We start from the raw sequence: 12,489 nt of genomic DNA on the forward strand, positions 1-12,489 counted from the left end.
GGCTGGCTCACGGCACATCCGGCACTCCAGAAGAGGACTCCGACGTGACCGCACTCGAGACGCTCGTCGAGCCGCTGCTCAAGATCGACTGGGACGACACGGACGCCGTCGAGGCCGTCGCCGAAGAGGCGCTCAAGGCCGTCGCGGCTGACGGCCGCATCCTCCGCGAGGCGCTCGCCGCGCTGGCCGAGCGTCCAGATCTGCAAGCGCTGTGCGAGCACCCCGACCCGCAGGGCACAGCCGACCTGGGGCAGCAGCTCGACAAAGTGGTCCTGTACGCCGACCCGGATTCCGGGGTCCGGGTGCGACTGCACGCCTTCTGGCCCGGCTACTACGACCTGCCGCACAACCACCGATGGACCTTCGCGAGCCTCGTCATGCGCGGTCGGTTCCGGCACCGGATCTACGGCGACCAGGGGCCCGACGACGCCCCCCTGCCGGTACCGCTCCTCCCGCTGCACGTGCGGCACGAGGAGCCCGGCAATGTCTACGCGCTGCACCACAGGATGCTGCACGCTCTCATCGCAGAGCCCGGCACCGTGTCCCTGGTGGTTCGCGGCCCAGCCGCGAAGGACCGCTCGTTCCTCGTCAGGGAGAGCGATGGCGCCCGCGTGTGGCACGTCGGCGCGAGCAACGAGTCATCGCAGCAGCTGGCACGCAAGCGCATGAGCCCGGCTCGTCTGGCAGAGCTCACCGAGCTGTTCGGCACGTGGGGGCTCCTAGGCTGACAAAGCCCGAGCTGCCGCAACCATCGGCACGACTACCGCCCCCGGGTCTGCTCCGCGGCAGCGTCCACTCCCGCCACCATCGTCAGGAGGAGGACGCAGGCGCCCGCCCGTCGCCGGGGCGCCGGGCGCCGTGGAGGGCAGCCTGCGCAGCAGCCGCATGGCGTTGAGGATGACCACCAGCACCGACACCTCGTGCACGAGCATCCCCACCGACATCGTCACCCCGCCGAGCAGCACCCCGAGCAGGAGCAGTGCCACGGTGGCCAGCGCGACGGCGATGTTCTGGCGCATGGTCGCCACGGTGCGGCGCGCCAGCCGGATGGCCTGCGGCAGCCTGCGCAGGTCGTCGGCCATCAGGGCGATGTCGGCGGTCTCGAGGGCGACGGCTGATCCCGCCGCGCCCATGGCCACGCCGAGGTCCGCGACGGCCAAGGCGGGGGCGTCGTTGACGCCGTCGCCCACCATGGCCACGACGTGCCCCTGGCGTTGCAGCTCCCGGACGGCGTCGTGTTTGTCCTGCGGGAGCAGCCCGGCCCGCACCTCATCGACGCCGGTCGCGCTGCCCACGGCTAGGGCGACCGGGAGGGCGTCACCCGTGAGCATGACGACCGTGCGCACGCCCGCGCGGTGCAGCTCGGCGACCATGTGCGCGGCATCGGGCCGCACCTCGTCGGCGACGGCGAGCACCCCGACGCCGGCGCCATCGACCGCCACGATCATCGGCGTGTGCCCCGCAGCGGCGAGGTCGTGGGCCACCCGATCGCTCCCCCGAACGTCGGCGACGCCGAAGTGGGACAACAGGGCGACGTTGCCGACGAGCACGCGATGCCCGTCGCTCGTCGCCGTGATGCCCATCCCGGGGATCGACTCGGCGGCCTCCGGGAACTGGCCGCTGGGCAGCCCTTCAGCGCGGGCGGCGTCCAGCACCGGACGTGCCAGGGGGTGCTCGGAGCCTGCCTCGGCCAGCGCGGCCCAGCGCAGGACGGCGACGCGGTCCGCCGCCGGGTCGAGCACGACGACGTCGGTGAGGAGCGGGCGACCACGCGTCAGCGTGCCGGTCTTGTCGATGGTGACCGCCGTGATCTTCGCCGCCCGCTCGAGGTGCTCCCCGCCCTTGATCAAGATGCCGTCCTTGGCCGCGCGGCCGATGCCGGCCACGATCGAGACCGGGATGGAGATGACCATCGCCCCCGGGCACCCGATCACCAGCAAGGTGAGCGCGAGGACGATGTCGCCGGTGACGGCTCCCGCGACGACCGCGAGGACGATGATGCCGGGCGTGTACCAGCGGGAGAACCGGTCCATGAACCGCTGGGTGCGGGCCTTGGCGTCCTGCGCCTCCTCGACGCGGTGGATGATCCGGGCCAACGTCGTGTCGGCCCCCACCCCGGTCGCCTTCACCTGCAGCACACCACCTCGGGAGACGGTGCCGGCGAAGACCTGGTCCCCGACGGCCTTCTCCACTGGGATCGACTCCCCCGTGATGGAGGCCTGGTCGACAGCCCCGGCCCCGGCGACGACCTCGCCGTCGACCGGCACCTTCGCGCCGTTCTTGACCACGACCGTCTCCCCCATGGCGACGTCGGCGGCCGCCACCTCGATCTGGCCGCCCGCACGCAGGACGACAGCGACATCCGGGGCGACGGCGACCAACTCGGCCAGCGCCGACCGGGTCCGGCTCAGGGTGGCCTGCTCCAGGGCATGGCCGACGGCGAACAGGAACGTCACAGCGGCGGCCTCCCAGTACTGGCCGATCACCACCGCCCCGACGGACGCGACGGTGACGAGCAGGTCGATGCCGATCACCCGCGCCCCCAGCGCGCGGACTGCGTGGACGGCGATAGGCGAGCCCGCCGCGACTGCTGCCGCGAGCATCAGCGCGTTACTCGCAATGCCCGCACCGGACACCGTGGCTATCGCGGCTGATCCCCCGATGAGCAGCCCGCTCACCGCGGGGACGGCCCAACGGCCGCGCAACCTCTGGGACCTGGCCATCAGAACGCCGCCGCTCTGGAGGCGTAGCCGGCCTTGGCGACAGCCGCGATCAGCGCCTCGACGCCGACGACTTGCGGGTCGTGGTCGATCTCCACGCGGCTCGAGGCGAAGCGCACCGTGACGGCACTGACGCCTGCGAGGCGCCCGACCTGCTTCTCGATCTTCGCCACGCAGGACGGGCAGGAGAAGCCCTCGGCTCGCAGGATCGTGCGGGTCGTCGCGGCGGTGGAGGTGGTGCTCATGGTCGGACCTCTTCTGGTGGAGTCTGCGCCGCCCCGGTCGAGGCGACTGACGCCGACGCTAAGAGGCACGTCGCCACGCGAACATGACGTGCGTCAGGTAGCCGCAGCACGGCGCGGAATGTCCGGCCCAGGCCCCGGATCAGGAGGGATACGCTCGCGAGGAGCCCAGGAGACGATGTGACCACCCCGCACGCACACCCTCACCACGACGGGCCAGGGCCGACGACGACGCCCTCGGCCCGACGGCGGATCCCGCTCCGGACAGCCTGCGCTGAGCCCCACCACTGCCCGGCGCCGGTCCGGATGCGCGTCCTGGGGAACGTGCCGCTGTTCGCCGGCCTTTCGACGTCAGAGCTCGAGGCCATCGACGCCCGGATGGTCTCGCTCGCCTGGCCCGCCGGCGGCCAGGTGTTCACCGCCGGCGCCCCCGCCGACCACCTGTACGTGCTGGCCTCCGGCCGGGTGAAGGTCTCCCAGCCGACCGACGGCGGGCGCGAGATCGTCGTCGACCTGCTCACCCCGGGCGATCTCTTCGGGACCCTGACCACCCTCGGCGACCCGACCTACCCGGAGACAGCCGAGGCCCTCACCACCACCTGCGCCCTGCGGATCGACCCCACCGCGTTCCGCGCCGTGCTCACCGAGCACCCGACGGTCGCCCTGCGGGTGCTCGACGACGTCGCGGCGCGCCTCGCCCGAGCCCGCTCCGACCTGGGCCGCCACTCCACCGACACCGTGGCGCAACGCGTCGCCGCGACACTTCTCCGCCTCGCGGACAAGCTCGGGCAGGAACGGGCCGACGACGGCGGGACCCTGCTCCAGATCCCGCTCTCCCGCGCCGACCTCGCCGGGATGACCGGCTCGACGCCCGAGTCCGTGTCCCGGGTGATGAGCAGGCTCCGCAAGGACCGGGTCATCGACTCGGGCCGCCGCTGGACGGCGGTCCTCGACCGGGACCGCCTGGCTGACGTCGCCGCGGGGTCATCGGGACGGTAGGCCCCAGCGACGGCGCCTGCCCCTGGGCCTACCGCGCCCTGGTCGGCTCCGCAGCGGGCTCCACGCCCGTCACCGTCGTCAGGAGGAACACCGCGTCCTCCTCGGCCCGCACGGCATGTCGAAGGTGCGTGAGCAGCGCGACCTCGCCCGCGGCCACCTCGTCAACCTCCATGCCGGTGACCTTCACCCGGCCCACCAGCACCTGCAGGCTGGCCGCGCTGGGCGAGTTGTGCTCCGCGAGCTCCGTGCCCGCCACCAGGGCGATGACGGTTTGCCGCAGCGGGCCGTCATGCAGCAGGAGCTCGGCGCTGCGGCCGTTGTCGGATGTGCGGGCGGCGTCGAGGTGCGACTGGGTGAGAAGGCTCAGGTTGGCCATGTGTCCTCCAAGGTCACGCCGAGCGTAGGGCCCGGCGGCACGTGCAGGCCTGGGGCGGCGGTGAGCCGCTCACACCTCGAACACGTACCCCATCCCCGGTTGGGTCAGCAGGTGCCGCGGGTGCGACGGGTCCACCTCGAGTTTCCGCCGCAACTGCGCGGCGTAGACCCGCAGGTACCCCGTCTCGTTCGTGTAGGCGGGCCCCCACACCTCGAGCAGCAGCTGCTCGCGTGACACGAGCCGTCCACGGTTGCGGACCAGCACCTCGACGAGCGCCCATTCGGTGGGGCTGAGCCGCACCTCGGCGCCGGCGCGCAGCACTCGGCGCCGGGCGAGGTCGATGGCCAGCTCCCCCGCCTCGACCACGGCCTCCGCGACATCGCTGGGGGCGGCGCGGCGCACGGCGGCCCGCAGGCGGGCGAGGAGCTCGTTCATGGCGAAGGGCTTGGTCACGTAGTCGTCGGCGCCGGCGTCGAGGGCCTCGACCTTGTCCTCGCCGTGCTGCCGGGCGGACAGCACCACCACGGGCACCCGGCTCCAGCCGCGGATGCCGGCCAGCACGTCCAGGCCGCCGATATCGGGCAGGCCCAGGTCGAGCAGCACGACGTCGGGCCGCCAGGACGCGGCGAGGTCCAGGGCGTGGGCGCCGTCGGTGGCAGTGGCGACCTCCCAGCCGTGGGCGCGCAGGTTGATGGCCAGGGCCCGCACGAGGCCGGGCTCGTCATCGACCACGAGCACCCTGGATCCGGTCATGGGCCCTCCTCGGCGCGCGGGATCGTCAGCACCATCGTGAGGCCGCCGCCGGGGGTGTCCTCGGCGGCCAGCTCGGCGCCCCCCGCCTCAGCGAGGCCTTGGGCCACAGCCAGGCCGAGTCCCAGGCCGCCGGGTGAGGTGTCGCCGAGCCGCTGGAAGGGCTCGAACATGCGGTCCTTCTGCTCCTCGGAGAGCCCTGGCCCGCTGTCGATGACGCGCACCTCCACGGAGCGCCGCGTCGACGAGCCGGCCACCCGGACCCGTGTCCCCGCTGGGGCGTGCCGGGCGGCGTTGCCCACGACGTTCGCGACCACCCGCTCCAGCAGCCCAGGGTCGGTCGTCACCAGCGGCAGCGACTCGGGCACGTCCACGTCGAGCCGCCGGGGGTCGACGCCCTCGACGGCCAACGGCACCACCTCGTCGAGGCTGGTGGGCCGCAGCACCGGCTTCAGGCCGCCCGCCTGCAACCGGGACAGGTCCAGCAGGTTGTCGATGAGCCGCTCGAGCTGGGACGTGGCCGTGTCCGCGGCGCCGACGAGCGCCGCGGTGTCGTCCTCGTCGAGGCGCACGTCCGGTGACCTGAGGCCGTCCACGGCGGCGCGGATCGTGGCCAGCGGCGTGCGCAGATCGTGGGAGACGGCGCCGAGCAGCGCCGACCTGGCCACGTCGGCCTGCTGCAGGGCGTGCACCCGGTCGGCCTCGGCGCGCAGGCGGCCGCGTTCGAGCACCGCGCCGGCCTGCGAGGCGAACGCGTCGAGCACACGCCGGTCGCTCGCCGGCAGCACGCGGCCCCGCAGGGCCAGCACGCGCGCGTCGTCAATGGCGACGACGGTCTGCGCGTCATCGGGATGCAGCGCCGGATCGGCGCCGTCGGTGGCCAGTGCCCGCCACGCTCCGCGCCCCGGCTCCCGTTCGAGCAACGCGACGGACTCGAGGGTGAACGTCTCCCGCAGCCGCCCGACGAGGGCCTGCGCGGAGTCCTGCCCGGAGAGCACGGACCGGGACACTGCCGCGAGCGCCGATGCCTCCGCGCGCGCACGGAACGCCTGCCCGGTGCGCCGCGCCGCCAGGTCGACCACGGAGGCAACCGCTGCGGCGACCAGCACGAAGACCGCGAGCGCGAGCGCGTTCTCGGGGGCGTCGACGGTGAGGCGGCCGGTGGGCGCGGTGAAGAAGTAGTTGAGCGCGAAGAACCCGGTCACGGCGCTGAACACCGCGGGCCACAGCCCTCCGATCAGCGCGACCCCGACGGTCAGCGCGAGGAAGAGCACCAGCTCGGTGGGCAGCCCGAGCCGTCCGTCCATCGGGTGCAGCAGCAGTGTGAGCCCGGCGGTGCCGAGCACGGCCAGCAGCCAGGCGCTGACGGTGCGGCGCCGGGACAGCAGTGAGCCGTGCCGCCGTGTCCTGCGTCCGCCCCGCGCCTTCTCGTGGGTCATGAGGTGCACGTCGATGTTCTCGGCGAGGCGCGCGATCTCCACGCCGTTGCTCTCGGAGAGCGCCTCGTGCCATCGGCTGCGCCGCGAGACGCCGACGACGATCATCGTGGCGTTGACCCCGCGCGCGAAGTCGATGACGGCGGTGGCCACGTCCTCGCCGACGACTGTGTGGAAGGCGCCGCCGAGCTGCTCGACGAGCTCTCGCTGCGCCGCGATGACACCGGGGGCGGCGCCGGGCAGGCCGTCGGTGGGCAGGACGTGCACGGCGAGCAGCTCCGAGCCCGCCGAGCGCTGCGTGATGCGGGCGCCGCGGCGGATGAGCGTCTCGCCCTCGGGGCCGCCGGTGACGGCCACCACGATCCGCTCGCGGGCGGGCCACGGCTCCTCGATGCTGTGGTCGCGGCGGTAGGCGGTCAGCGCGTCGTCCACCCGGTCGGCGAGCCACAGCAGCGCCAGCTCGCGCAGCGCGGTGAGGTTGCCGACGCGGAAGTAGGAGGACAGCGACGCGTCGATCTGCTCGGCCCGGTACACGTTGCCGTGCGCGAGGCGTCGGCGCAGGGCCTGCGGCGAGAGGTCCACGAGCTGCACCTGGTCGGCGTCGCGCACCACGTGGTCGGGCACGGTCTCGCGCTGCCGCACCCCGGTGATGGCCTCGACCACGTCGTTGAGCGACTCGAGGTGCTGCACGTTCACCGTGGTGACCACGTCGATCCCGGCGTCGAGCAGATCGTGCACGTCCTGCCAGCGCTTGGCGTGCTCGACCCCTGGCACGTTGGTGTGCGCGAGCTCGTCGACGAGCACCACCTGCGGTGCGCGCTTCAGCACCGCGTCCACGTCGAGCTCGCCGAACTCCTGGTCGCGGTAGGCGACGGTGCGCCGCGGCACGACCTCCAGGCCGTCGAGCAGCGCCGCCGTGGCCGCGCGGCCGTGCGTCTCGACGAGTCCCACCACCACGTCGGTGCCGCGCGACTGGCGCCTGTGCGCCTCGTCGAGCATCGCGTAGGTCTTCCCGACGCCGGGGGCCGCGCCGAGGTACACCGTCAGGCGCCCACCTCGGCCAGAGTTGCCCGCATGCGCGCCGGGGCTGCCCGCATGCGCGCCCGGGCCGGCCGGTGACGTGGAGTCACCGGCCGGCCGCGGCGCGTCGGGCGCGGGTGTGCTCACGACCCCATTGTGGTCAGCGCGAGGTTCAGCTCGAGCACGTTGACCCGCGGCTCGCCGAGCACGCCCAGGTCACGGCCCTGCGTGGTCTCGTCCACGAGCGAGGTGACCTCGGCTGCGGACAGCCCGCGGGCCTGCGCGACGCGGTCAACCTGCTGGTGTGCGTACTCCGGCGAGATGTCGGGGTCGAGCCCCGAGCCCGAGGCGGTGAGCGCGTCGGGCGGCACGGACGCCGGGTCGACGCCCTCCATCGCGGCCACATCGGCCCGGCGCTCGCGCACGGTGGCGAGCAGGTCCGGGTTCGTCGGGCCGAGGTTCGATCCGCCCGAGGCGAGCGTGTCGTAGCCCCCGGCCGACGGGCGCGGGTGGAACCACTCGTCACCCTCGAACGACTGGCCGACCAGCAGGGAGCCGACCGCCTCGTCGGGAGCGGTGACATGCGCGCCGTCGGCGCTCACGAGGGAGCCATTCGCCTGCCACGGGAACGCGGCCTGCGCGATGCCCGCCACGGCCAGCGGGTAGGCGAAGCCGAGCACGGCGGTGAGGACGAGCAGGACGCGCAGCCCGGCCCAGGTCTGCCGGGTCAGCGCCACGAGCGTGGCTCCGGCCGAGCGGGTGGTGCGGGGACGGGGGTGCGGTGCGACGGGCGTCGCGGTGCGGGGGGTGGTCATGTCAGCCGATCCCGGGGATGAGGGAGACGATCAGGTCGATGAGCTTGATGCCGGCGAACGGCGCGATGAGGCCGCCGACGCCGTAGACGAGCAGGTTGCGGCGCAGCATCACGGCGGCGCTCGCCGGGCGGTACCGCACGCCCCGCAGCGCGAGCGGGATGAGGGCCACGATCACCAGCGCGTTGAAGATGACCGCGGAGAGGATCGCCGACTCGGGGCTCGACAGGCGCATCACGTTGAGCACCCCGAGCTGCGGGAAGGCCACCAGGAACATCGCGGGCAGGATCGCGAAGTACTTCGCGACGTCGTTGGCGATCGAGAACGTGGTCAGCGCCCCGCGCGTGATGAGCAGCTGCTTGCCGATCTGCACGATCTCGATGAGCTTGGTCGGGTTCGAGTCGAGGTCGACCATGTTCCCGGCCTCCTTCGCCGCGCTCGTGCCGGTGTTCATCGCCACCCCGACGTCGGCCTGCGCGAGCGCCGGTGCGTCGTTGGTGCCGTCCCCCGCCATCGCGACCAGTCGGCCGCCGGCCTGCTCGCGCCGGATGAGCGCGAGCTTGTCCTCGGGGGTGGCCTCGGCGAGCACGTCGTCGACGCCGGCCTCGAGCGCGATCGCCCGGGCCGTCACGGCGTTGTCGCCCGTGACCATCACGGTGCGGATGCCCATCGCGCGCAGCTCGTCGAACCGCTCGCGCAGGCCGTGCTTGACCACGTCCTTGAGGTGGATGACCCCGAGCACGCGGGCCGGGCCGTCGCCGATCTGCTCGGCCACCACGAGCGGGGTGCCGCCGGAGGAGCTGATCGCGTCGACGACCTGCCCGTTCTGCGCCCCGATGCTGCCGCCGGTGGACCGCACCCAGGCCGCCACCGCGGCGGCGGCGCCCTTGCGGATGCGACGCGCCTGGCCATCGGCGGCGTCGCCAGAACCGCCCGGCAGGTCCAGCCCGCTCATGCGGGTGCGGGCCGTGAACGGCACGAGCTCGGCGCCCACCAGCTCGCCGCTCTCCCGGGCGCGCAGGCCGAGCTGCTCCTTGACCAGCACCAGCACGCTGCGCCCCTCTGGCGTCTCGTCGGCCATCGAGGAGAGCTGCGCGGCGTCGGCCAGCTCGGCGAGGGTGACGCCCTCGGCGGGCAGCAGCTCGGAGGCCTGGCGGTTGCCGAGCGTGATGGTGCCCGTCTTGTCGAGCAGCAGCACGTCCACGTCCCCCGCGGCCTCCACCGCGCGCCCCGACATGGCCAGCACGTTGCGCTGCACCAGGCGGTCCATACCCGCGATGCCAATGGCGGAGAGCAGCGCGCCGATCGTCGTGGGGATGAGGCACACCAGCAGCGCCACCAGCACGATGAGCGACTGCCGGGCGCCCGAGTACACGGCGAACGGCTGCAACGTGGCCACGGCCAGCACGAAGATGATGGTCAGCGACGTGAGCAGCACGTTGAGCGCGACCTCGTTGGGTGTGCGCTGGCGCTCGCTGCCCTCGACGAGGGCGATCATCTTGTCCACGAACGTCTGCCCGGCGGGCGCCGTGATGCGGACGACAATCCGGTCCGAGAGCACCACGGTGCCGCCCGTGACTGCCGAGCGGTCGCCGCCGGACTCCCGGATCACCGGGGCCGACTCGCCGGTGATCGCCGACTCGTCGACGCTCGCGATCCCCTCGACCACATCGCCGTCGCCCGGGATGACCTCCCCCGCGACGACCACGACCACGTCCCCGACGGCGAGCGTGGAGGACGGCACGGGCGCGGTCGGCAGGTCGGACAGCGCCACACCGCCCACGGCGTCCTGCGGCGCCAGCACTCGTCGGGCGGTGGTCTGCGCCTGGGTGGCGCGCAAGCTCGCGGCCTGCGCCTTGCCCCGGCTCTCCGCGACGGCCTCGGCGAGGGTCGCGAACACGATGGTGAACCACAGCCAGATCGTCACCGAGACCGCGAAGACGCCCGGGTCGAGCACTGTGAGCACTGTCGAGGCAACGGCGCCGATCTCGACGACGAACAGCACCGGCGCGTGGGAGAGCTCGCGCGGGTCGAGTTTGCGGAGCGCCACGGGGAGCGCCGCGAGGAGTTGGCGGCCGCTCAGCGCGCGCCGATTGCCCGTCGGGCGGGGCGCGCCGAGAGGCTCCATGGGTCCAGGGTCGACCGAGGCCCCTGCGGGGGCCACCAGGGTCGGATGCATGACGGTGTCCTTCATGAGAGGGACTCGGCGATCGGGCCGAGGGACAGGACAGGGATGAAGGTCAGGCCGACGACGACGAGCGTCACCGCGACCAGGAGGCCCACGAACAGCGGCCGGTGCGTCGGGAGGGTGCCCGAGCCGGCGGGGACCGTCTGCTGGCTGGCGAACCGGCCCGCGAGGGCCAGCACGAGCGCGATGGGCACGAAGCGCCCGAGGAGCATCGCCAACCCGAGGAGCGTGTTGTAGAAGGGCGTCGAGACGGTCAGGCCCGCGAACGCGCTGCCGTTGTTGTTCCCGGCGGAGGTGAACGCGTACAACACCTCGGAGAGGCCGTGCGGCCCGGCCTCCTGCATCCCGGCCTGCCCCGCTGTCGTCGCGATGGCCACGGCAGTGCCGAGCAGCACCACAGCGGGCACCGCGAGCACGTAGAGGGCGACGAGCGTGATCTCCTGGCGGCCGATCTTCTTGCCCAGGTACTCGGGCGTGCGCCCGACCATGAGCCCCGCGACGAAGACCGCGACGATCGCCAGCACGAGCATCCCGTAGAGGCCCGATCCGACGCCGCCGGGGGCGACCTCGCCGAGCATCATCGTGAAGATCGTGACGCCGCCGCCCGGCGCCGTCAGCGAGTCGTGCATCGCGTTGACGGCGCCCGTGGACGTCCCGGTCGTGGCGGCCGCGAACAGCGCGCTGCCCGCGGCGCCGAACCGGGTCTCCTTGCCCTCCGACGCGGCGCCCACGAGCTGCGGCACCGCCCCCGGCGCCGCCATCTCGGCCCAGGTCAGCAGCCCCACGGCGGCGACCCACAGCGTGGCCATCGCCCCGAGGACCGCGTGGCCCTGCCGCTTGTCGCCCACCATGAGGCCGAAGGTGCGCGGCAGCGCCGACGGGATGAGCAGGATCAGGAAGACCTCGAGCAGGTTGCTGACCGGCGTCGGGTTCTCCAGGGGGTGCGCGGAGTTCGCGTTGAAGAACCCGCCGCCGTTGGTGCCGAGCAGCTTGATCGACTCCTGCGAGGCGACCGGCCCGCCGAGCACGCTCTGCGCGCCGCCCGCGAGGGTGGTGACCTCCGTGGGGGCGGCGAAGTTCTGGATGACGCCCGTCACGACCAGCAGCACCGCGCCGATCGCCGCGATCGGCAGCAGGATGCGCACCGTCGACCGGACCAGGTCGGACCAGAAGTTGCCGACCCGCCCCTCGGCGCCCGAGCGCGCGAAACCGCGGATCAGGGCCACGACCACGGCGATGCCGACGGCCGCCGAGAGGAAGTTCTGCACCGCGAGGCCCGCCATCTGCAGCAGGTAGCCGGCGGCCTGCTCGCCCGAGTACCACTGCCAGTTCGTGTTCGTCACGAACGAGACGGCGGTGTTCCAGGCGCCAGCGGGGTCCATCGGCGACATGCCCAGCGACATCGGCAGGTGGTTCTGCAGGCGCGCGAGGCCGAACAGCAGCAGCACCGACGCCAGGGAGAAGCCGAGCAGCGAGAGCAGGTACGCGCTCCAGCGCTGGTCGGCGTCGGGGTCCACGCGCATCAGCCGGTAGCCGGCCCGCTCGACGCCCAGGTGGCGGGGCGAGGTGAAGACCCGCGCCATGTACGCGCCCAGTGGCGCGTGCACCGCGGCGAGCAGGGCGACCAGCAGCGCGATCTGGCCGACGGCGGCCCAGGTCGCGCTCATCGGGTCGAGTCCGGGCGGATCAGGGCGACGAACAGGTAGACGAGCACTGCGGCCGTGACCACCAAGGCGGCCCAGTCGGCCCCGGTCACGGGTGGTCCAACGTGCGTGCGACGAGCGCCACGGCGGCGATGAACGCCACCGTGAGCGCGAGGAAGGCCAGGTCGGCCATGAGGGGCGCCTTCGGGGAGTCGGGCGGTCCGCGTGACGCGGCGGACCGGTGCGCACCCGCGCACACCCCTGTCCTACGCCCGCCACGGGCGCCCGCAACCCGGCGTTGAC

At 73.3% G+C, this 12,489-nt stretch carries 12 protein-coding genes; 2 read left to right on the forward strand and 10 right to left on the reverse strand.

Going from position 1 to position 12,489, the window contains the following annotated elements; genetic code table 11:
• The first annotated feature begins 44 nt into the window (after positions 1-44).
• Entirely contained in the window at positions 45-728 is a 684-nt protein-coding gene (locus BN3788_RS05335; protein WP_066582756.1) for a hypothetical protein, read from the forward strand.
• Here BN3788_RS05335 and BN3788_RS05340 read toward each other — a convergent pair.
• The gene (locus BN3788_RS05340) at positions 720-2,723 is read right to left on the reverse strand and encodes a heavy metal translocating P-type ATPase (protein WP_082812598.1); all 2,004 of its coding nucleotides are present in this window, start codon (positions 2,721-2,723) and stop codon (positions 720-722) included. The genes BN3788_RS05335 and BN3788_RS05340 overlap by 9 nt on opposite strands.
• Positions 2,723-2,965: a heavy-metal-associated domain-containing protein gene (locus BN3788_RS05345; RefSeq protein WP_066582757.1), complete on the reverse strand. Its 243-nt coding sequence runs from the start codon at positions 2,963-2,965 to the stop codon at positions 2,723-2,725. The genes BN3788_RS05340 and BN3788_RS05345 overlap by 1 nt, the downstream gene beginning before the upstream one ends.
• 303 nt (positions 2,966-3,268) lie before the next feature.
• Between BN3788_RS05345 and BN3788_RS05350 the strand changes: the two genes are divergently transcribed.
• Positions 3,269-3,961: a Crp/Fnr family transcriptional regulator gene (locus BN3788_RS05350; protein WP_082812599.1), complete on the forward strand. Its 693-nt coding sequence runs from the start codon at positions 3,269-3,271 to the stop codon at positions 3,959-3,961.
• A gap of 28 nt (positions 3,962-3,989) precedes the next feature.
• Here the strand turns inward: BN3788_RS05350 and BN3788_RS05355 are convergent, their stop codons facing one another.
• From BN3788_RS05355 to BN3788_RS19220, 8 genes are all read right to left on the reverse strand, one after another.
• Complete coding sequence (locus BN3788_RS05355; RefSeq protein ID WP_066582758.1) at positions 3,990-4,337, reverse strand: cupin domain-containing protein; 348 nt, start codon at positions 4,335-4,337, stop codon at positions 3,990-3,992.
• A 69-nt stretch (positions 4,338-4,406) separates the two neighbouring features.
• A complete protein-coding gene (locus tag BN3788_RS05360) occupies positions 4,407-5,090 on the reverse strand; it encodes a response regulator (protein WP_066582759.1) in 684 nt (227 codons plus the stop codon).
• On the reverse strand, positions 5,087-7,690 hold the full coding sequence (locus BN3788_RS05365; RefSeq protein WP_082812600.1) for a DUF4118 domain-containing protein: 2,604 nt from the start codon (positions 7,688-7,690) through the stop codon (positions 5,087-5,089). Before BN3788_RS05365 ends, BN3788_RS05360 begins: the two co-directional genes overlap by 4 nt.
• Positions 7,687-8,358 (reverse strand): potassium-transporting ATPase subunit KdpC, encoded by a 672-nt coding sequence (gene kdpC / locus BN3788_RS05370; RefSeq protein WP_082812601.1) that lies wholly within the window; start codon positions 8,356-8,358, stop codon positions 7,687-7,689. The genes BN3788_RS05365 and kdpC overlap by 4 nt, the downstream gene beginning before the upstream one ends.
• Position 8,359: 1 nt before the next feature.
• The gene (gene kdpB / locus BN3788_RS05375) at positions 8,360-10,483 is read right to left on the reverse strand and encodes a potassium-transporting ATPase subunit KdpB (RefSeq protein ID WP_066582891.1); all 2,124 of its coding nucleotides are present in this window, start codon (positions 10,481-10,483) and stop codon (positions 8,360-8,362) included.
• A 62-nt stretch (positions 10,484-10,545) separates the two neighbouring features.
• Entirely contained in the window at positions 10,546-12,210 is a 1,665-nt protein-coding gene (gene kdpA / locus BN3788_RS05380) for a potassium-transporting ATPase subunit KdpA (protein ID WP_066582761.1), read from the reverse strand.
• Positions 12,207-12,299, reverse strand: a complete 93-nt coding sequence (kdpF, locus tag BN3788_RS18925) for a K(+)-transporting ATPase subunit F (protein WP_108723783.1) — start codon at positions 12,297-12,299, stop codon at positions 12,207-12,209. The genes kdpA and kdpF overlap by 4 nt, the downstream gene beginning before the upstream one ends.
• Positions 12,296-12,445, reverse strand: a complete 150-nt coding sequence (locus BN3788_RS19220) for a hypothetical protein (protein WP_159066855.1) — start codon at positions 12,443-12,445, stop codon at positions 12,296-12,298. The genes kdpF and BN3788_RS19220 overlap by 4 nt, the downstream gene beginning before the upstream one ends.
• Positions 12,446-12,489 lie beyond the last annotated feature (44 nt).

The sequence above is a fragment of the Cellulomonas timonensis genome (assembly GCF_900046455.1).
Classification (GTDB): Bacteria; Actinomycetota; Actinomycetes; order Actinomycetales; family Cellulomonadaceae; genus Cellulomonas_A; species Cellulomonas_A timonensis.